Genomic DNA, 19,811 nt, shown 5'->3' on the forward strand with positions numbered 1-19,811 from the left:
TACGATTTATGACTATTAAAACTGTTGGCATGATTAGCAGCTATTCAGGTCTTGCTAAAAACAAAGATTGGTTATGGCAACAAACTCCGCACTACTTTGGTGTTTGGAAGAATATGCAAATGTTGAAAATGGCACAAAAACCAGATTTTATGTTGCTATATCAATTTGATTTTCCCCAAGCATCGCCGCAAAAATCTTGGTTAGATAGTTTTCGCAAACAGCAGCAAAAACCAGTAGTAAATGTTGAATCTCTACTGCGTGGTGTCAACAAAGAGCGAATTATTTATTTGCTCAGAGAACCGCCTTTAGATGAGGTTGTAAAAATAACTAATCATAATTATCAAGAAGCCCAGAAGTATTGCGGGTACGTTTCTGGCCCCGATGATTTTGCCCCCATTCCTGACTATATGCCTGCTATTTGGTATCACTCAAATTCATTTCAAGATTTAAATGAAATGCCACCGCCCCCAAAAGTTGCCCCATGTAGTTGGATTACTTCGGGAATTAGCCGCACAGCCAACCATCGCCAGCGTTTAGATTTTTTACAATCTTTGCAATCTAGTGGGATGAAATTTGATTTGTATGGGCGTAACTTACCAGAATGGGCGAACAGTTCGGGAGAACTAGGTAACAAATGGTATGGCATGGCACCATACTATTACAATTTGGCAATTGAAAACTATGCTGATAATAATTGGTATGTGAGTGAGAAACTTTGGGATAGTTTACTTGCTTGGTGTTTACCAATTTACTATGGTGGTCCGGCTGCTGATAAGTTATTGCCACCGGGTAGTTTTTTGCGGTTGCCCAGTTTAGATGAAAAAGGCATTGCTTACATCCAAGAAGTGACAGCTACACCTGATGCTTGGTATGCTGCCAAAGATGCGATCGCAGAAGCACGTCAAATCATTTTACACAAATTAAACTTGCTGAACTGGTTATCAAACTTTGTTGAGAAACACTCATAAATTATGAATGGTATTTGTACCCTTGGCAATGATTATGTTTTCGATCAACTGGTGGCTTTGCTCAACAGTATTGATCTTATCTTAGGGCCAGAAACTCCCGTTTGTATCTATCCTTTCGACGATCGGACACAACGGATTGCTGACGAAATAGCTAAACGCCCTAATGTATTTCTTTACGATGACCAAGAATCAATCAACCGCTGGGATCAATTTATGCTCACAGCAGCCCCAGAACGATTGAATCGGAGTAAATCCCGTCTTTATGGCGCTCATCGTCGTTTTTGCGCTTTTGATGGGCCATTCGAGAAGTTTATCTATTTAGATGCAGACACCTTGGTAATGAAGTCACTTGCAGGAGTGTTTGAAAAGCTAGATAATTATGATTTTGTGGTCTACGATTTCCAATTTACAGACGTTAGTAAAATATATAATGTTAATTCTCCTAAATTATTAAAAGTTTTTGAGCAAAAACGCATTGATTCCGAAATATTTTGCTCAGGCTTTTATGGCGCTAAACAAGGGCTATTTGACTCAGAAAAAAGAGATTGGCTAATATCACATTTACAAAATGGCGAGTCAGAAATTTTGTATGGCGGTGCTGGCGAGCAACCATTAATCAACTATATGGTAATGAGGTCTAATCTTTCTATTTATAACTTTGCTCGCCAACTACCAGATAATCAAAAAACAGGATGTTCTGCTAGTTCTAAACACTTCGAGGAACGAGAACATATTCTTTACGATCGCGGTAATCAACTAACTTATCTCCATTACATTGGGATTCCTCCTAATATCAATCAAGCAGTCTGTGCTGGAGAAAATATTCAGTTTCCCTATCGAGAGTTATTTCTCTATTATCGTTACTTACACGAACCAGAAAAGCGTCCAGTATTTACCAATCCTCCTAAAAATTATAATGACGCTCCAGTGCCAAATTTACTTACCAGAGCTTTGCAAAAACTTAAGTTAATTAACCAAGGATAATTTATGAGTAGGGGCATTTATATAGTTGCCAATGACCGCGTTATCGATAATGCTATTGCTTTACTCAATAGCATTCGTTACTATGACCCAGAAGTTACCATTTATCTCATACCTTTTAATGACAATTATCACAAGGTAGCAGAACAGCTTGCTACCTTACACAACGTCCAAATTTTCCCAGATTTAGAACTTATTGAAACATTTACCAAACGCATTGGAGAAATTTTTGACCGAGATTTCCTCGCCTTACCCAACAAAATGCGAAAACTGGTGGCGTGGTTTGGGCCTTTAGATGAATTTATTTATATTGATACGGATATTGTCGTTTTTGAAAAAATTGCTGACAATTTAGACAAACTTTCAGAAGTCGATTTCTTCTGCTGTGATTACCATCATGCTAATGAAAAGCTGCGAAATATTTTTTCCCCATTTGTGAAAGAACAGCAAATTTTTTCCGATGCCCAACTTCAAGATGTTTTCAACAGTGGTTTTTGGGCTTCGAGAAAAGGAGTTATTACCGAACAACAAATGGATGAAGCTTTACGCGAGTGTGCAGCACATCGCGAATATTTCGATTTTTCTCAAGGAGTTACAGACCAACCAATTCTAAATTATCTTGTTCTCAAACTAATTTCTAAACGTGGAAATCTCGTCAAAATTCCTGGGGGAGGGCCTGGTAGTTGGGCAGGTTCGCAAAATTTTCAACAGCAAGATTACGCCCTCTATGACCGAGGACAACGACTGAAATATCTCCACTGGGCTGGTACGCGGATGAAAACTGGTAGTCCCTATTGGCAATTGTGGGAACACTATCGCTATCTTCATGAGGGTAAATTTGCCTTCATTCCCAAGCTGACTCGCCGTTTATTTCCCTTTGTTTCTGCGCGTACTTAATATTAGGAGTATCCCAATGATTGATGGTATTTACACCTTAGCGAATGATGTTGTCTATGACCAACTAGTTGCTTTGCTCAACAGCATAGAAGCTAATGCTGGTAGAGAAATTCCTGTTTGTGTAATTCCATATAATGACCAGCTAGACAAAGTAAAGGCAGAAATTGCATCTAGAGATAATGTTACTTTATTTGAAAATTCTGATTCCATAGCCTACTGGGAGGACTTTGGCTCTCGGATCTGGAAAGCTCACCCAAGGGCGTTAAAGCTATGGCGAGAATATGGCTTGCCAGATAATTATCGCATAGAAAGACATCGAAAGCTCTGTTGTCTAGATGGCCCATTTGACAAGTATATCTTCTTTGATGGAGATACCTTGTTGATGAAATCACTCGATGATGTTTATCAAAAGTTAGATGAATATGATTGGATTACCAATGACTTTCAATATAGATCCGATTTAAATTATATTTTCAACTGGACAGAAGATAAGCTAGGTGAGATTTTTCCGATAGAAGATATTAGGAATCAAATTTTTTGTTCTGGTTGGTTTGCTTCTAAAAAAGGTGTTTTTGACGATGCTAAGTTAGCAAATCTACTAGCAAACTTAGAAGCAGGTGAAGCTGATGCTCTGGCATGGGCAGATTCCGATCAAACAGTTCTCAACTATTTAGTTTTACGTAGTGGAATTTCTTACTACAATTACGCCTATCACGGTAAAGCGACTGGTTGCCATTGGACTTCTAAATTTGATGTTGTAGATAATATTCTTTACGATCAAGGGCAGAAATTGACATACTTACACTATATGAGTGTATCTTCTTCAGCTTTTACGAGGCTTTGTGGGGGTGAAGATGTTGATATTGCTTACCGCGATGTTTTCTTATATTATCGCTATTTAAAATCACCTGAAAAACGTCCTCAAAGCTTTAAGCGCCCAAGCAAGCTAACACTTCTGCAAAAGTCCACTAGTAGTTTTATTCAACAAAGAATAAACAATATTAAGCTAAAGTATCGCAACTTTAAGCATAGAATTGCTCAATAAACATTAAAGAGAGTTTCAGACTCTCTTTAATTTTGAATTATTAATTTCCTACTCTTTTCTAAGAAAAAGAATCTAAATCTAAAGATTGCATACCTTCGCGTTCTATAAAGGTCATCATACTTCCCAACTGCAACCAAACTAGCAAACAAGTAAACAGACTAATTGGTAGACCAACTCCTAAAGCCAAGGATGAGGGAAAGCCAAATATCTCTAAACCTGAAGACATAAATAGACAAGTACCGCCTGTTATGCCGATAAATGGTACAAGTAATTGTTTCAGTGAGGAACGTGGCTGAGTATTTTCTGCTCGTTCGCTTGGCCAGTTCTGCACAATTACTTTCAAAGTGCCAGATAATGCCAAACCAGATGTTAATGCTATCAAAAAGCCAACAAGTAGGAGAAAGTAAGGCGGTTGCTCAGGAAAATAATACATGAAAACTCCTAATTTATATTCAAGATTTTTTACTTTTTATTTGTTGACTGGTTCTCAGCAAAAGACCCAATTAATGTCGCTTTTGGCAGGATAGCGGCTGCCCCTTCTCTGGATAACTCTGTTAAAATCCCGATCGCTACATTTAATAAACGATCCGGTTTTAAGTCATCTTTAACTAGGTTCCACAGGCGTTGGACATCTTCGGTGTGCAGGCGGTCATCTTCGGTGAGAGCAAGCACCAACTGTCGCCGAAGAAACTTGCCTTCTTCCGACATTAAGTATTGGAACCCCATCTGCGCTGTGGGCAATACATCAAAGTTGTTATCACTACGAGCGATCGCAATCAAATTCTCTAACCGCTGCCACTGAAATTTACCATCTTTGAACAACACATTCAATAATCGTCGTCGTAATTCCGGCGATTCTCCTGTCAGCAACCGCCGCGCTATATAGGGATAACCCACTTCCACAATTTTGAAATCGGGGTTAAGGCTAAGGGCAATACCTTCTTGGGTAACTAGAGAACGAATAATCAAAGCAAACTTTGCCGGGACTCGGAAAGGATATTCGTACATCAGTTCCGAAAATTCATCGGTAATAGTTTTGAAGTTAAAATCCTTGACATTTTTACCAATAGCGTTTCCTAGCACTGCTTCTAATGCTGGCACTATCGGGCAAATATTCGTATCTGGAGTCAGAAACCCTAATTTTACAAAGTCTTCGGCTAAGTCGGTGTAGTCTTTATTCACCAAATGCACTAGCGCATCTACCAATGTTTCTTTGGTGCTTTCTTCCAACTGATCCATCATGCCGAAGTCAATATAAGCCATACGACCATCGGCTACAGCAAACAAATTGCCGGGATGAGGGTCAGCATGGAAGAAACCATATTCTAAAAGCTGTTGCAATCCTGATGTAACACCAATTTGGATAATCGCTTCTGGGTCTACACCTGCTTCGCGGATGCGTTGAGTATCCGTCAACTTAAAGCCGTCAATCCACTCCAGGGTTAGAACGTGGGTATTGGTATAACGCCAATAAATGCCTGGAACTTTTACTTGTGGGTCATTGTGGAAGTTGCTAGCAAATTTCTCGGCGTTGCGGCCTTCATTAATATAGTCAATTTCCTCAAATAATTTCGTGCCAAACTCGTCCACAATTAAAGTTAGGTCGTGACCGAGATTTAAAGGCAACCAAGGAGCTAGCCAACCTGCTGCCCAACGCATCAGATATAGGTCGCGTGTAATTACCGGGTGTAAGTTGGGGCGTTGCACCTTCACGGCGACTTCTTCACCGCTGATCAGACGACCCCGGTACACTTGACCCAAGCTAGCAGCTGCGACTGGATGAGGTGACAGTTCGCTAAAACTTTCGTGAATTGGACGGCCTAGTTCACTTTCGATAATCTGGTAAGCGATCGCATTATCGAAAGGTGGTAACTGGTCTTGTAACTTGATTAGTTCTTCTAAGAAATCTTTGCGTATCAGGTCAGGTCTGGTGGAGAGGGCTTGACCAACTTTAATAAAAGTCGGGCCGAGGCGGGTGAGCAGTTCTCGCAACTGGATAGCTCGTTTACCCTTGTTTTGCTCAACTTTATCTTGCCACTCGTCCCACTTCAGACTGAATATAAATCCTGCAAAGGAGGAGATAATTCTCAGCACTCGCCCCCAGGCTAGCCAAGGACGGTAACTATAGTAGCGAGCGATCGCATCTGGATTATAGAGTTTTAGTTGAGCAGGTTGATACTGACCCACGCCTTTTTTTGCCTCTTCAACTGAAAAATTTACAATGATTGTTTTTCTCCTAACCCACAAGTTAGTTGCAAGTTCAGGATAGCGGTAGTCTTTTATCTAAAACAACTAGAACTATACCCTTTGGGGATAATGTTCGACGCGATTTTAGCATCTGTTACTGCCTACATTTGTTTATCTTTTTCTTAATTATACTTTATAAAACTACAACTACTTATCCATCTTTTTGATGATTTTATCTTTTCTTAACTTTAATTTATATAAATATAAATATGTATCTATATATGCAAATTGAAACTCAGTAACCGCTTACAACATAAAGATCCCCGACTTCTGTTAGAAGCCGGGGATCTTGGTACTATGTTTATTTATACCTGTGATTTGAGTGGAAAATAAAATTACAGCATCAACTAAAACCGTGGTAATTGGTAATAGCTTTGCCACAATTACCAATACCGAGTTTTAATTATCATGTAGTGCTATTTAGATTTGGCCTCCAAGTTTTCTAAACGGCTTCTCAGTTCCTGGTTTTGTTGTTTGAGTTGGTCGAAATCTTCACGCAGTTGACGCAGGGTTTTTTCTGAACCAATGTTCTTTTGCACCTTGGAAATTTCTTCTTCAGCAGAGCGACGTACACGCCCATCAGCTGTTTGTTCAGCTAGCGATCGCAAAATCCCCACGGCTTTAGGTGTTTCCATTTGCCCTAATGCTGCTGCTACTGACACTTGCGTCAAAAAGAAGCTTTCTTTAGCTAATTCTGTTAATTTTTCTAAAATCCGTTCCAAATTAGCCGGACTTTGACCTACAGAAATCTTTCCTAAAGCGCGAATTGTGGCTAAACGTAGGGGTTGTGGCACACCGAGTTTGGTGTATTCGATTAGCAGATTCAAAGCTGCTTCTGAGGTTTTGAATTCAGATAAACCGGCGATCGCACCACTCCGCACGACTTCATTCCAACCCGCCTTTTCTTCTAAAACGCCTTTCAGCAGCTTTAATACCTTGTCTTCCTTGGGTTTTTCTTCCAAGTTTGATGAGGCGTAGGCGAAGCCCCTCGCAGAGATCGCCCCGATTACACGAGAAGCTGCTGCTTCCACGTAGTAGCTGGGATCGCCTTTTTGCACTAAACCTCTGACAACTTTATAGCTTTCAGCTGTTTTGAATTGAGTAAGTGCTTCCACTACAGCTCGTCGTACGTAAGCATTTTTATCTTTTAACCCAGCAATTAAGCCATCAAAGGCTTGATCTAAATTGATTTGGGCTAGTTGTTTCGCCACTTCCACGCGCACACCCCACAATGGGTCATTTTTTAGCGATGCAGACAGTGCAATGATTGCTTCTAACCCACCTTTTTTTGCCAAAGCTGCTGCTGCATAACTACGCGAAATCGGGTCGGGATCGAATTCTAACTGTGCTTTTAACTCCGCGATTGGATATTCTAAAACTACTGTTTTTAGGTAATTATTTCCAACATCAAAGCTAATAAATTGGGGTTTATTTTCTAGAGGAAAGTAGAAGCTTTGTTCGCGTTCATTCACCCGAACGGTAAAAGTTTTGAGTTGCGAGTTAGGAGTTATGAGTTTGGAATTATTTTTAACTCCTAACTCCTCACTCTTCACTTCTTGTTGGGTATAGCCAAAACCAATAGGTATTTTTAAATCAAACAAATCCTTACTGCCATTTTTACCTTCATCAGCTTGGGTTTGAGTGACTGTAATTTTTGCTAAATTAGCATCTCCATCCCAAGAGTAAGCTACTTTAAAATCGGGATGACCACCACGATAAACGTATTGGTCAAATAGGAACAAAAGATTACGTCCGGTTGCCTTTTCAATCGCTCTGAGTAAGTCTACTGTTTCTACGGTTTTGTGGGCATTATCTTGGACAAATGTTTGAATTGCCTGCCAAAACAACTCATCTCCCAATTGGGCCCGAATCATGTGATATACACAAGATCCTTTTTCGTAGATGTGGCGATCGTAAAGTTCAATAGCTTCTCGGTAAACGTGCGTTACCATTGGACGGCGATAACGACTGCTATCTTCGCTTAAGTAACGACGAGCTTCCAATAAACGATAGTAAGCTGCTTCTTCTAAACTATATTCCTGTTCTGTCCACATCACCTCAGAGTAAGAAGCCATCCCTTCTTTAATCCAAGCATGAGACCAATGCTTAATGACCACCAAATCACCAAACCACTGGTGCGCGAGTTCGTGGACAACTAAACTTTCAGTGTTGCGGTTATCTAAGGCGGCGCGTTCATCCAGTAAACATCTGTCTGTTAACAGTGTTGTAGAAGTGTTTTCCATTCCGCCAAAGATGAAGTCATCAACGCAAACTTGGGCGTATTTCGGAAAAGGATATGGATAACCATACTTTTGACTCAAAAATTCGATCATTCGGGGAGTTTTTTCCATGCTGCGTTTAGCATCTTCCTCCCGTCCCTTTTCTACATAGTAGGTGACAGCTTTACCGTTCCACTCATCTCGAATTTCAGCAAAATCACCTACTGCTAAAGTCATCAAGTAGGTAGGATGAACTTGTTGCTGTAACCAATGATAGACTTTGTAATCACCATCTTCTGTGGTGTCAATTAATTCGCCGTTGGAAATCGCCACGAGAGGGTTGGGAACGCGGACGCGAATTTCTGAAGTAGATAGTTGTCCTGGATAGTCAAAGCAGGGAAACCAAAAGCGAGAGTCTTCGTCTTCACCTTGAGTCCAGACTTGAGTAGGCTTGTTTGGGTAGTGCTTATCTGGTTGAATAAAATAAATACCGCGTTGCGGTTTTGCCACCGAGTAGGCGATCGCAATCAGCAAGCGTTTACCAATCTGGGTTGGCTGAGAAAGTTGGATGGAAAGCTGTTCGCCGTCATAGTCATAATTTTGTGGCACTTCGTCCACCTGCACAGACTTGATATTTAGGTTGACAGCATCCAAAGTCAAACGATCAATACCATTACGGATTGGCAAGAGGCGAATGCTACAACTGCCCTGATAGCTTTGCTTGGGGATATCCAAGCTGAGATCGAGAAAAATATGCTCTACCTGTCCGGGGCGATCGGGGTTGTAGTGTGGTCTTGCTCCCGGTAACTCAAAAGGTTTGTGTCCGTTATTATCTGTATCAAAATAAGACTGCGACATTGATGCTTACTGACCTTGTAATCCTGAAAAGTCTGGCTTGGTTGGATGTAATTAAGTAAAATAGGGGTATCTGATGTATTTCCCTCAACAGGGCATTATGGAGGTGACTTCTCACCTTTGGGATTGGCAGATTGAAATTAATCTCACCCGAATTTCCAAGATCGGCTACCGATCCTGGGATTTTTTCCATATCCCTGCCGCATTTACTTTTGCTGATGTTCTGCACTTTTTTGGTATTGAGTCAAGAGTCTCTTGCACCTCGATAGATTCTCATTAAGTACAAATACTCCTAATTATTTTTATAACTTTAGGATAGCTTGCTGTTGAACACGCTATTTTGTTTAAAACGAACAGCATATCATTTGCAGATTCGCTCCTCATCTGGTTGAAGTATTTTTGAGAGTAATTTTAGACCGCTAATTTGTAGGATTACTAATTTTATCAGTAAATACCAACTGGAGTTGAAACTAAATGCAGGATACCAGTTGTGTGAGAGTACAATAACCGATTTCTGTCTCCGTAAAAACTCCCATATTGGCAAGTGCCCGTAAAAGTCGCTCAGAGAGAACGCTTGTAGATTGACGTTGCGCTTCTCAAATCTTCTTAACCTCTTTAACAAATCGGCGTAGGCGTAGCCCGTCGTAGACATCGCTAGCTTGTTTGCTGTATAGATGGACTGCGAGATCCAAGTGTTATAACAATCCCTAAATCATTCGTAAATAATGAGATTTCCAACTTTTTAGAAAAGTTGGGAATTTCAGTCTTGCAATTTTCACAAATCAGAGAGGATTGCGATGTATTTCATTTGCAGAAACGCCATTTGTGGTGAAAAATCACTTTTAAGTTGGATGTTTGCTAATTGAGACATCATATTAACTGAGAATCTTTATGATTAAGATCCTATTAATGATGCATATCAAAAGCAACATCAACAAGCAGGAAGTAGACGTGTAGCTTGTCAACGAGTGTGCGGCTGAATCCTTTTGTGATGGGTTAGTCTAAACTCCAGTAGCGATGGATTAGCGAAAATTACTAATAAATCCGAAAACTCTACAGTGACACTTGTATAAATCTCGGTGACAATCTGAGCAAAAGAGGATAACAAAATGCCTGAAAGTAAATCAAAATTTCTCATTCCTGCTGTTGGTGCTGCCGTTGTTGTCGTAGGAAGTATAGCGGCTTACACGTACTTTAAAAGCTCACCAGGAGGTAGTTCAGACGCTCTAGGTAGTGCTAAAGTAGTGCCTTCAACAGCACTGATGGCAACTTATATTACTAATGACTCTGAAGCCTGGGCAAAATTAAAGCAGTTTGGCACTCCAGAAGCACAAAAGTTAGTAGCAAAAGGTCTGGAAGATTTCAATAAGCAAATGTTCAGTGACAGTAACATTTCTTATGAAAAAGACATAAAGCCTTGGGCTGGTGGTGTGATGATTGCTATATTGCCACCAAATCCCGTCAAACCAGCACAGTTAAACGTGCCCTCTGGGGCACCTAATGTACCAACAAATTTACAGCAGGAATCAAATATCCTGATAGTGGTGGGAATCAAGGACAAACTCAGCGCGTTGAATTTTGCTAACAAATTGAAGTCACAAAAAGGGGTGAAATTACAGGAATCTGACTATCAAGGTCAAAAAATTGTTGAAACTACACAAAATGGCAAGCCGACGTATAGCGTAGTTTTAAATGATAGTCAGTTGGTATTAGCCCCCGAAAAGCAAGCTGTAGAAAAAGCAATTGATACCTTTAAGGGACAGTCTTCTTTTGCTAGTAAAGAAGGTGCTAGCAGCATTCTTAAAGGAGTGGATGTTAAAAACAGCCTTGCCCAAATTTATGTACCAGACTATGCCGAGATGATACAGCAATTAACCGCTGGAAATCCCCAGGCAAAGCAGTTACCGCCACAAACCCTGACGCAACTGAAGCAGATAAAATCTGTGGTAGCGGGTGTTGGAGTTGATGATGCGGGAGTACGGGTAAAAGCGATCGCTAATTTAGATCCGCAATTAAATAAATTTCAGTATCAATCAAGTCCTGGGAATATAATCGGGCAATTTCCTGCCGATACCTTTGCTCTGATTAGCGGAAATGGCATCAGCCGTGGTTGGGAAGTGCTGGTAGAGCAGTCAAAAGATTATCCAGAAATGAAGCAAGCTCTGGAACAAGCGCGAGGACAACTGAAATTCGCCAATATAGACCTAGATAAGGATATTTTTGGCTGGATGAATGGGGAATTCGCCTTTGGTGCGATTCCATCAAATCAAGGAGTGTTAGCGAATGTTGGTTTTGGAGGTGCTTTAGTATTTGATACTAGCGATCGCAAAACTGCCGAAGCCACCTTGACAAAATTGGATGCTCTTGCAAAAACCCAACAAATCAACGTCGCCAACAGAAATATCGGTGGTAAAAACGTAACTGAATGGCAAATTCCCCGACAAGGAGCTTTATTGGCACATGGTTGGCTGGATCAAGATACTGTATTTGTAGCTCTTGGTGGCCCCATTGCTGACGCAGTTAGCGATCGCAAGAATCCATCTCTTGACACTAGCGACGCTTTCAAAGCCGTGACTGGTTCTTTGCAAAAGCCCAACGGCGGCTATTTCTACCTAGATATGGATAAAACTAAAACTGTGCCCCCGATCAATAGTTTTGTATCATCTAACGCCGATACCATCACCATTTTGAATTCCATTCGCGGTATTGGTTTTACCGCTATTAGCCCTGATAAATCCACCAGTGAATTAGAGATGTTGTTAGCTCTTAAGCCTAGTGCAAAGTAGGGAATGGGTCATGGGGATTAGGTGACAGGTTACAGGTGATAGGGAATAACCTTTTGGATGCGAGATGGGGAAACTGTTTTAGGTTACAGATCATAGAGAATAACCTTTATCCTCTACCCTATAACCTGTAACCTATTCCCTTCTTCACTCCCCATTCCCCAGAATGTTTTTCAATTTGCATCTAGACTGGCCTCCAGCAACTATGTCATAAGTAGAAAAAGCTGTTAAATGCAAACTAATTTATGACTGCTGCTGTAAACACTAATCCTGGTTTAGCTTCCCGCTTGGTGAATGGCATACTGGCAATCCAGCCTTTAGCTAACCTAGCCAAGCATCAAGCTAGACAAATGATGATTAAACGTGCCGAGAGAATTGGTGTGCCTTGGACGCAAGAAGTCGAAACACTACAAGCGCGTGATTGGAAGGCTGATTTAGCTCAAGTAGAAAATCCTCAGCTTTCCTACCCAGAATACTATTTGAGGACATTCCATGCCTACGAAGGTGGAAACCTCAGTTGGAAAGCTGCTTGCGAGTTAGAGGTTGCTGCTCGTACTGTCCATGCTGGAATTTGGCAAGATTCTGGAGCAGAAGGAGATGCTAAACTGCGCCAAAGTTACCACGATATCCTCAAAGCGCAAATCCCCAATCAACCCCAAGACATCCTAGATTTGGCTTGTGGTGTGGGTTTGAGTACATTTACCATGCAAGAAATTTATCCTCATGCCAAAATTACAGGCTTAGACTTATCTCCCTACTTTTTAGCCGTTGCCAATTACCGCGCTGGGCAACGTCAAGCTAAAATTAACTGGCTTCATGCCCAAGCAGAATCTACCGGCTTACCTGATGCCTCGTTTGATTTAGTTTCCATTTTCCTGATGTGCCACGAATTACCCCAATCAGCAACCCGACAGATTTTAGCTGAAATGCGGCGTGTGTTGCGTCCGGGTGGCTATTTGGCAATCATGGATATGAATCCCAAATCTGAAGTTTACAAGAAAATGCCAGCCTACATTTTGACTTTGCTCAAAAGTACTGAACCTTATTTAGATGAATATTTTGCTTTGGACATTGAGCAAGCTATTGTTGAGGCGGGTTTCCAAACTCCTACTATCACTAACAATACCCACCGTCACCGTACAGCGATCGCTCAGGTGAGTGGTTGATTTATCTCTACTGTTGTGGGCAGCAATACCACCCTTACTGCTGCTCGGCTACTATTATTGTCGGATGCCATTTGCCCCACCTCTGTTAAAGTTACTGATGTTCTTTATCATTGGGGCAATATCTGGTTTTTTAGCCCTTAGACTCGAATGGGATTTTGAAAATGTAGCGAACTCTTTTGTGGACTGGCATCAGATTAAGCGAACGCTTCTTGGTACAGCCTTGCGGCAGCTTGTGGAAATAGGCCCAATTGAAGAAGGCTGCAAGTTAGCTGCGGTTGTTATCCCAACTTACTATCTGCAATGCAAGTATCGATTACTTCACTCTAGCGTTTTCCTCTTTGCGATCGCAGTTTCCCTTGGATTCACTGCCGAAGAGAACTGGATTTACTTTTTCCACGGTACAGCATCAGTTTTTGAACGTACTATCGGCACGCCAGTCCATGCTATGTTCTCTGCACCTTGGGGATATGCATTAGGAATTTATATTTCTTCTAAAAATCGCTTAAATCGAGACAAAAAGTTTATTTTTAGGGCTTGGCTAAATTCTGTAATCTGTCATGCCCTAGTTAATGTCCTATCTAGTGCTTGGGGTTATTCATTACCCTTACGTTTCCTGAGTTACGGTTTATTTCCATTTCTGTTGTGGATGTTTTGGCGGCTGGAACAATTACTGCGAAAAGTGCAAGGTAAACCTGTAATTACCCTGGTTTCAGAACGTACACTCCAGCGCCGTTACTGGCAGAGGAGTTTAGTGTTGTTTGCTCTCGTGCTGGGTGGAAATGCTATTTTTGGGCTGTTTCTCTTAGTCAGGACTGTTAGTCCTTTGAGTCCGTCAAAGTTTTTTGACACTGATATTTTGTGGTTTATATTTAGTCGCTTTTTACTAAATCTCTTTTTAGGAGTTTTAGCGTGGGGCATTTATCGCTATTTGCGACATTCCGCCCGTCGTCGGTATTTTTAAAATATGATTTAGGAAAAGGCTAGGGGGTTTCTATGCAAACAACTCCAGTGCGTTGGACGACTGCTGATCTGGAGCTATTTGCTAGCGATTCTCGTTCCGAGACACTTCGTGAACGCAGAAATCGCTATGAGATTATGGTTTTAACTGCTTAGTTAGTAAACTTTTTTAGGTGGGCATTGGGCATGGGGATGAGATAAATTCCCTATGTCCTATGCCTAAATTTTCAATTACCTAAACGCTTGCCAATACTGGCTGACTCGCGGCTGCACTGGCTAAATCTGATTCAGACTCAGTACAGTAGATTTCGCAGGAGTTATTGGGACTTTCAATCAGCTTCACTTTGTAAAGTTTAGCTCCCAATTCTTGAATAGGCGATCGCAGTAAATTACTAATGTAAAGTGCGATATTTTCAGCAGTGGGTACAACTTCGGCAAAGTAGGGAATATCTTTGTTTAAAAATGTGTGATCGAATGGCTCTAACACATAATCTTCTACCACTTGATTCAGGGCACCTAAATCAACAATCATGCCAGTACGCGGGTCAATTTTACCTTTGACAGTAACTTCTAGATGGTAGTTGTGTCCGTGACCGTTGGGACGAGCGCACTTACCATAAATCTCAGTGTTTTCTTCGTTACTGAGTTTAGGATGAGCTAGCCGATGTGCGGCGCTAAAGTGAGTACTGATGGTGAGGTAGGCTTCCATTGCATTTCCCATATAATCTGCCCAAAGTTCAGGATGTTCAAATAACTGCACGCGGACTAGAGGCAAATGAGGTGCTAGCCGTTGCCAGATAATCCGTGCAATATTCTCAGTGGTAGGCAGAGTTTGTTGAAATTCTGCCCACACATCATTGAGATAAGAGAAGTCCAATTGACTGGTAACTTCCCGTTTAATTACGTGTTTCACATCAGACAAGTTCAGCACCATGCCATATTCATCCAATTCCCCGGCTAGGGAGATGAATAAGACATAGTTATGTCCGTGTCCTGGAAATCTAGAACCAGCACCAAATTTCTCAATATTCTCGGCTTCACTCAGTTCTGGCAACCAATAACGATGACTTGCTGCAAACTGGGCGCGGCGATTAACAATGCATTGCATGAGTACACTATGAGCAGAATTTAAAATTTCTTAATCTTTTTCTGTTTACAGCATAAACTAATTCCTAAGTTATGTGTCATTAGTCATTTGTCATTTGTCCTTTGACATTCAGTGATATTGACTTATACCTAATGCCTACTGCCCAATAATTATGTAACAGATGCTTGTGCTTCACAGTGCAATCTCGAAGCTATACGGAATAGTTCATGACCTGTGTGTAAATAACGCTCATCGTAGTTCAAAGGAAAATAACCTAATTCATCAAGTCCATCTGCTACTTGATCGAGACTGTAGTAAAGGTGAGCCGCCGTTCTTGCGAGACTGGGGGGATTTGGCAGGGAGCGAAAAGTAGTTTGTGCCTGCTTGAGGTCATCTCGACAGGTTTTTAAGTATTCTTGAAATTCATCTAACAACTCATCATCAAAGGGATCGGCAGCTAATTGCTCCATTTGTTCTTCTAACGAATAAAGAATCGTACAAAGCAAGCGATTGACTGGTTGATAAACTTGGCGTAGCCACTCTTCAACTTGCTCGTCAACATCCCGTCCAGTTTTTCTTCTTGTCTGGTAATGATTTTGCGCTGATGCTGTACGCTGTTGGCGATCGCTATTTAATTTTTGGGAGTCATCTTGCAGTTCTTGGTCATAATTGCGGCGATTTTGGTTGTCGCCTAAGACCTCATAAGCTGCATTGATGCGGATAATTTGCTCGCGATCGGCTGTTTCCTGATTACTGTCAGGATGAAACAACTTAACCAAGCGGCGATAAGCTTGCTTAATCTCCGCAAGGCTTGCACTTGGACTAACTTTGAGAGTTTCGTAATGGTTAGAAACGTGGTTATAATTGACCATTAATTCAATGTATCGTTAACTGACGCTAGTGGCTAACCTTGCCTCCAGGTCTTGGAACAACGGTGTACTCAAATACCTCTCACCAAAGCTAGGCTGAATCATCACAATTAAACGTCCCTTATTTTCTTGACGTTGGGCGACGCGAATTGCTGCACATAAAGCTGCTCCACTGGAAATGCCAGATAGTAGCCCTTCTTCTTTTGCCAAACGCCGACTATAAGCGATCGCTTCTTCATCGGTGACGGTAATCACTTCATCAATCAATTTTATCTTGAGTACTTGGGGAATAAACCCAGCACCAATTCCCTGGATTTTGTGGGGGCCTGGTCGTCCCCCAGATAAAACTGGGCTATTGGCTGGTTCAACTGCGATCGCCTTGGAATTAGGCTTGCGTGCTTTAATCACTTCTGCTACACCAGTGATCGTACCACCTGTACCCACTCCTGCCACAATGATATCGACTTGTCCATCGGTATCTTCCCAAATTTCAAGGGCTGTAGTTTCCCGATGCACTTTTGCATTAGCTGGATTGCGGAATTGCTGCAACATATAGGTATTTGGTGTAGTATTAACTATTTGCTGCGCTCGTTGAATTGCCCCACTCATGCCTTCCATTCCTGGTGTTAGTTCCAGTTCTGCTCCATAAGCTCGCAACATTGCCCGACGCTCTCCACTCATCGTCTCTGGCATTGTCAAAATTAATCGATAACCCTTTGCTGCTGCTGCCATTGCTAGGGCAATTCCGGTGTTTCCAGAAGTGGGTTCTACCAATACTGTCTTTCCAGGAGTAATTAAACCTTCCTCTTGGGCAGCATTAATCATACTTACCCCAATCCGATCTTTGACTGATGCCGATGGGTTCATACTTTCCAGTTTCACCACAATTTCTGCAACACATCCTTCTGTTTGAGGAATGCGGTTCAACTGCACTAGGGGTGTACGACCAACAAGTTCTGTAATGTTACGAGCTATTCGCATAAATTAGTCCTTAATTATTAATTATTTGTTATTGGTCATTAGTCATCAAAAAATGACAAATGACAAATAACAAATGACTCTTGACTAAATGTAGTACATGATATCTAATTGCCGCCGCGAATCTCGTTTTTCACAAAGTTCCTGGAGCGTATATTTTTGCAAGACGGAATTTGCCGCGCGACTTGCTTCTTGCCAAATTTCTTCTATAACTGAACTGTCTATGCTTTTGGAATTAACGTTTTCTTCACCAGCCCGCGCCTCTAAGCCTTCTAAACATTCCAAAATCTCAAAAAGGATGATTTTTCGGGGTTCTCGCGTTAATAGATAGCCACCTTTTGATCCACGCTGACTTTTAACTATACCGCCACGCCTCAAGGTTGCTAGTAGCTGTTCCAGATAGCGATCGGGTATGTTTTGTTGGGCTGCAATTTGTCGAATTTGCAGCGGTTCGCCGCTTTCGTAATGAGCGGCCATCTCTAATAAGGCGAGAATTGCGTATTCCGATTTACAGGATAGTTCCACAAGCAACAATAAGTTAGGGGTAAAAATTAGGAGTTAGGAGTCATTCAATTTGAATTTGAGACTTTGGCGTGAGCGCTCAGTCGAATGCTTTTTCCTTCAATCTCAAATTCAAAATTCAAAATTTCAAATTGGTAGAGTTAAGATGCTACGCAATATGTAGCTTTATACCGCCAACTTCTAGTAAAAAAGCTCGCTCATAAAAAGCTGTTCGCGGTGTAAGTCACTTGCAGAGTGGGCATTACTCTGGTCTATTCATGTCAAACCCGCCATAATTCATAACTTCTAACTCCTAACTTTTCTAGTATACTCCGGTTAACTACTGGGGTTTATCCATTATTATTAACGAAAACAAAAAACCCCGCCTAATGGCGGGGAGAAATAGAGTTAAAAATTGTCAGTGGATAATCAACACTCTAGAAGGTGAAGGTAGTTCTGAGCGTACCGATAATAGCATCATCGTTATCGCTGTTTTGACCAGGAGAGGTCAACCAGATTACACCAGGAGTTACAGAGATGTTATCCGACACACGATACTTGTAGAAGCCTTCAAAGTGGTAGGGTATATCATTGTTGCCACCAAAGCCTGGGCGGTTAAAGGAATAGGGTTCTGCACCAGCAAAAACACCTAAAACGTTACCTTTTTTACCGAAATCAGGTAAGGCTACCCCTAAACCGTAGCTCCAAGCTTGATAATCATCACCTGCACCTACACCTGTAACGTCATGGTAAGAGACGAATCCACTAATGGACAGTTTGTCGCTAGGTCTAAACGCAGCCGACACACCGTAGGAGTTGCTGCTAGCTGGGGTTGCTGTATTTGTTGGAAGACCGGCTGCATTACCTAAAAAGTTAGCTTGTCCAGTACCTACATCAAAACCTCCAGTTGTTCCGTCTGTACCAGAGTCAAATAAAGCACCACTAGCGCTATATCCGTGGACGTAGGTAGCAGCTAAAGCCACGCGATCGCCTACACTAAAGTTCAACTGTCCTAAAGCGGCATAGTCACCGTTGGTAAGACCTGAACTAAGAGCCGGATCGTTAGCTTGTGATGCCAAGTAACCCGCAGTGATTGAGCTATTACCTAAAATACCACCACCTTTACCAAGGGGCAGATTGAGCGCTATACCAGCACCGCCACCAATCCGATAGATGGGACTTTCAGAAGCAAAGGTAGATAAAGCGCCGTTACCACCGTCAGTATTGTCAAAAAAGTAAGGATTGTTGACAGCGGCATATTGGCTGTGTCGTCCGCCACTAGCTGCGAGGTAAACTTGGGCTGGGCCTACGGGGGCTTCATAAGTCAAGCGGTCTATCCTGACGCTGTTGTTACCAGCGCCGATACCAGCTTGAAATGTTTGTGTGCCTTCAGCAGTACCAATCGGATTATTAGCGTTGTCAAATTGTGTAAAGGCTGTTGCATTACCAGCTGCGAGACGAGTATGTAAAACGTCTTTACCAGTGAAGCTGGTTTGCAAGTCTAAACGTACCCGGTCTTGGAAGACAGTATTGTTGTTGTCACCAGTGTTACCTCCAAACACATCAGTAACACCAAAAATGGCTTCGCCGACTAGTTTTGTGGTGGTGGAGAACTGATTCGCTTCCAATTCAGCAGTCCGGGCTTCTAAGGAATCTACCCGACCGCGTAGGGTTGCCAATTCTGCGGAAAATTCTTCTTGCAACCGTTGTAAGGTAGCTAAATCTTGTTTAGTTACCAAGTCAGCTGTTGCTGTGGCAATCAATTCGTTAACCCGATCCAAACAGGCGTTCAAACCAGCGGCAAATTCATAACGGGTCAAAGCACGATTACCGCGATAAGTGGCATTCGGATAACCTGCAATACAACCATAGCGCTCAACCAAGGACTGCAATGCTTGGAATGCCCAGTCAGTAGGTTGTACATCGGAAAATTGAGAAACCGATGTTACTTGAGACTGAGAATTGCCTTGGTTGCCTTCGTTGCTGTAGCGATTAACTTGATCTATGGTTGTTTGAGCCAATATTTCTGGCTGTTGGGCAACTTCGGTTACACCTAGTTGTTTGGCTGTTGATACTTCTGTGGTTGGGTTTGGGGCCGCCATTGCTGTTGCCGAAACTAACAATGTTGCTCCCAAAACTGCTGGGCTAACCACTAAGGATTTCCATAAGAGATTAGACATTTTTCCTTTACTCCTCACACCTTGTTTAGATAATTGGTTTCGTTACACCTAATTCTCGAAAATGCGACATCTCATTGA

The 19,811-nt window shown here is 41.8% G+C and carries 15 protein-coding genes; 7 read left to right on the forward strand and 8 right to left on the reverse strand.

Going from position 1 to position 19,811, the window contains the following annotated elements:
• Window positions 1–8: 8 nt before the first annotated feature.
• The 4 genes from ACM0OX_RS08560 to ACM0OX_RS08575 are packed head-to-tail and all read left to right on the forward strand — an operon-like array spanning window position 9 to window position 3,891.
• The gene (locus ACM0OX_RS08560) at window positions 9–968 is read left to right on the forward strand and encodes a glycosyltransferase family 10 domain-containing protein (RefSeq protein WP_414514498.1); all 960 of its coding nucleotides are present in this window, start codon (window positions 9–11) and stop codon (window positions 966–968) included.
• Window positions 969–971: 3 nt separating this feature from the next.
• Window positions 972–1,952, forward strand: coding sequence for an Npun_R2821/Npun_R2822 family protein (locus tag ACM0OX_RS08565; protein WP_414514499.1), 981 nt, complete (start codon window positions 972–974; stop codon window positions 1,950–1,952).
• Between the two features lie 3 nt (window positions 1,953–1,955).
• Entirely contained in the window at window positions 1,956–2,846 is an 891-nt protein-coding gene (locus ACM0OX_RS08570; RefSeq protein WP_414514500.1) for an Npun_R2821/Npun_R2822 family protein, read from the forward strand.
• A 16-nt stretch (window positions 2,847–2,862) separates the two neighbouring features.
• Window positions 2,863–3,891: an Npun_R2821/Npun_R2822 family protein gene (locus ACM0OX_RS08575; RefSeq protein WP_414514501.1), complete on the forward strand. Its 1,029-nt coding sequence runs from the start codon at window positions 2,863–2,865 to the stop codon at window positions 3,889–3,891.
• 58 nt (window positions 3,892–3,949) lie between these two features.
• On the opposite strand, the gene ACM0OX_RS08580 is transcribed toward ACM0OX_RS08575, so the two are convergent.
• The 3 genes from ACM0OX_RS08580 to ACM0OX_RS08590 all read right to left on the reverse strand — a co-directional run bounded on the left by ACM0OX_RS08580 (window position 3,950) and on the right by ACM0OX_RS08590 (window position 9,215).
• Complete coding sequence (locus ACM0OX_RS08580) at window positions 3,950–4,324, reverse strand: hypothetical protein (protein WP_414514502.1); 375 nt, start codon at window positions 4,322–4,324, stop codon at window positions 3,950–3,952.
• Window positions 4,325–4,353: 29 nt separating this feature from the next.
• Window positions 4,354–6,078 (reverse strand): ABC1 kinase family protein, encoded by a 1,725-nt coding sequence (locus ACM0OX_RS08585; RefSeq protein WP_414514503.1) that lies wholly within the window; start codon window positions 6,076–6,078, stop codon window positions 4,354–4,356.
• A 476-nt stretch (window positions 6,079–6,554) separates the two neighbouring features.
• Complete coding sequence (locus tag ACM0OX_RS08590; protein ID WP_414514504.1) at window positions 6,555–9,215, reverse strand: M1 family aminopeptidase; 2,661 nt, start codon at window positions 9,213–9,215, stop codon at window positions 6,555–6,557.
• Window positions 9,216–10,321: 1,106 nt separating this feature from the next.
• On the opposite strand from ACM0OX_RS08590, the gene ACM0OX_RS08595 reads away from it, so the two are divergent.
• From ACM0OX_RS08595 to ACM0OX_RS08605, 3 genes are all read left to right on the forward strand, one after another.
• On the forward strand, window positions 10,322–11,998 hold the full coding sequence (locus ACM0OX_RS08595) for a DUF3352 domain-containing protein (protein ID WP_414514505.1): 1,677 nt from the start codon (window positions 10,322–10,324) through the stop codon (window positions 11,996–11,998).
• A 242-nt stretch (window positions 11,999–12,240) separates the two neighbouring features.
• Window positions 12,241–13,161, forward strand: coding sequence for a class I SAM-dependent methyltransferase (locus tag ACM0OX_RS08600; RefSeq protein ID WP_414514506.1), 921 nt, complete (start codon window positions 12,241–12,243; stop codon window positions 13,159–13,161).
• Window positions 13,154–14,122 carry a PrsW family intramembrane metalloprotease gene (locus tag ACM0OX_RS08605; protein WP_414514507.1) on the forward strand — a complete coding sequence of 323 codons (969 nt, stop codon included), beginning with the start codon at window positions 13,154–13,156 and terminating at the stop codon, window positions 14,120–14,122. The genes ACM0OX_RS08600 and ACM0OX_RS08605 overlap by 8 nt, the downstream gene beginning before the upstream one ends.
• Window positions 14,123–14,353: 231 nt before the next feature.
• On the opposite strand, the gene ACM0OX_RS08610 is transcribed toward ACM0OX_RS08605, so the two are convergent.
• The 5 genes from ACM0OX_RS08610 to ACM0OX_RS08630 all read right to left on the reverse strand — a co-directional run bounded on the left by ACM0OX_RS08610 (window position 14,354) and on the right by ACM0OX_RS08630 (window position 19,733).
• Complete coding sequence (locus tag ACM0OX_RS08610; protein WP_414514508.1) at window positions 14,354–15,226, reverse strand: 6-carboxytetrahydropterin synthase; 873 nt, start codon at window positions 15,224–15,226, stop codon at window positions 14,354–14,356.
• Between the two features lie 149 nt (window positions 15,227–15,375).
• On the reverse strand, window positions 15,376–16,077 hold the full coding sequence (locus tag ACM0OX_RS08615) for a J domain-containing protein (RefSeq protein ID WP_414514509.1): 702 nt from the start codon (window positions 16,075–16,077) through the stop codon (window positions 15,376–15,378).
• A 15-nt stretch (window positions 16,078–16,092) separates the two neighbouring features.
• Window positions 16,093–17,055, reverse strand: a complete 963-nt coding sequence (cysK, locus tag ACM0OX_RS08620) for a cysteine synthase A (protein WP_414514510.1) — start codon at window positions 17,053–17,055, stop codon at window positions 16,093–16,095.
• Between the two features lie 84 nt (window positions 17,056–17,139).
• On the reverse strand, window positions 17,140–17,577 hold the full coding sequence (locus ACM0OX_RS08625; RefSeq protein ID WP_414514511.1) for an RrF2 family transcriptional regulator: 438 nt from the start codon (window positions 17,575–17,577) through the stop codon (window positions 17,140–17,142).
• 413 nt (window positions 17,578–17,990) lie between these two features.
• Window positions 17,991–19,733 (reverse strand): iron uptake porin, encoded by a 1,743-nt coding sequence (locus ACM0OX_RS08630; protein WP_414514512.1) that lies wholly within the window; start codon window positions 19,731–19,733, stop codon window positions 17,991–17,993.
• Window positions 19,734–19,811: the final 78 nt, after the last annotated feature.

Source organism: Nostoc sp. PCC 9305 (assembly GCF_963920915.1).
Classification (GTDB): Bacteria; Cyanobacteriota; Cyanobacteriia; order Cyanobacteriales; family Nostocaceae; genus Nostoc.

Coding starts and splice junctions, on each gene's coding strand:
- ACM0OX_RS08580 (WP_414514502.1), bottom strand. CDS start 4,324: ATGTATTATTTTCCTGAGCAACCGCCTTACTTTCTCCTACTTGTTGGC.
- ACM0OX_RS08560 (WP_414514498.1), top strand. CDS start 9: ATGACTATTAAAACTGTTGGCATGATTAGCAGCTATTCAGGTCTTGCT.
- ACM0OX_RS08600 (WP_414514506.1), top strand. CDS start 12,241: ATGACTGCTGCTGTAAACACTAATCCTGGTTTAGCTTCCCGCTTGGTG.
- cysK (WP_414514510.1), bottom strand. CDS start 17,055: ATGCGAATAGCTCGTAACATTACAGAACTTGTTGGTCGTACACCCCTA.
- ACM0OX_RS08570 (WP_414514500.1), top strand. CDS start 1,956: ATGAGTAGGGGCATTTATATAGTTGCCAATGACCGCGTTATCGATAAT.
- ACM0OX_RS08565 (WP_414514499.1), top strand. CDS start 972: ATGAATGGTATTTGTACCCTTGGCAATGATTATGTTTTCGATCAACTG.
- ACM0OX_RS08575 (WP_414514501.1), top strand. CDS start 2,863: ATGATTGATGGTATTTACACCTTAGCGAATGATGTTGTCTATGACCAA.
- ACM0OX_RS08595 (WP_414514505.1), top strand. CDS start 10,322: ATGCCTGAAAGTAAATCAAAATTTCTCATTCCTGCTGTTGGTGCTGCC.
- ACM0OX_RS08590 (WP_414514504.1), bottom strand. CDS start 9,215: ATGTCGCAGTCTTATTTTGATACAGATAATAACGGACACAAACCTTTT.
- ACM0OX_RS08615 (WP_414514509.1), bottom strand. CDS start 16,077: ATGGTCAATTATAACCACGTTTCTAACCATTACGAAACTCTCAAAGTT.
- ACM0OX_RS08630 (WP_414514512.1), bottom strand. CDS start 19,733: ATGTCTAATCTCTTATGGAAATCCTTAGTGGTTAGCCCAGCAGTTTTG.
- ACM0OX_RS08610 (WP_414514508.1), bottom strand. CDS start 15,226: ATGCAATGCATTGTTAATCGCCGCGCCCAGTTTGCAGCAAGTCATCGT.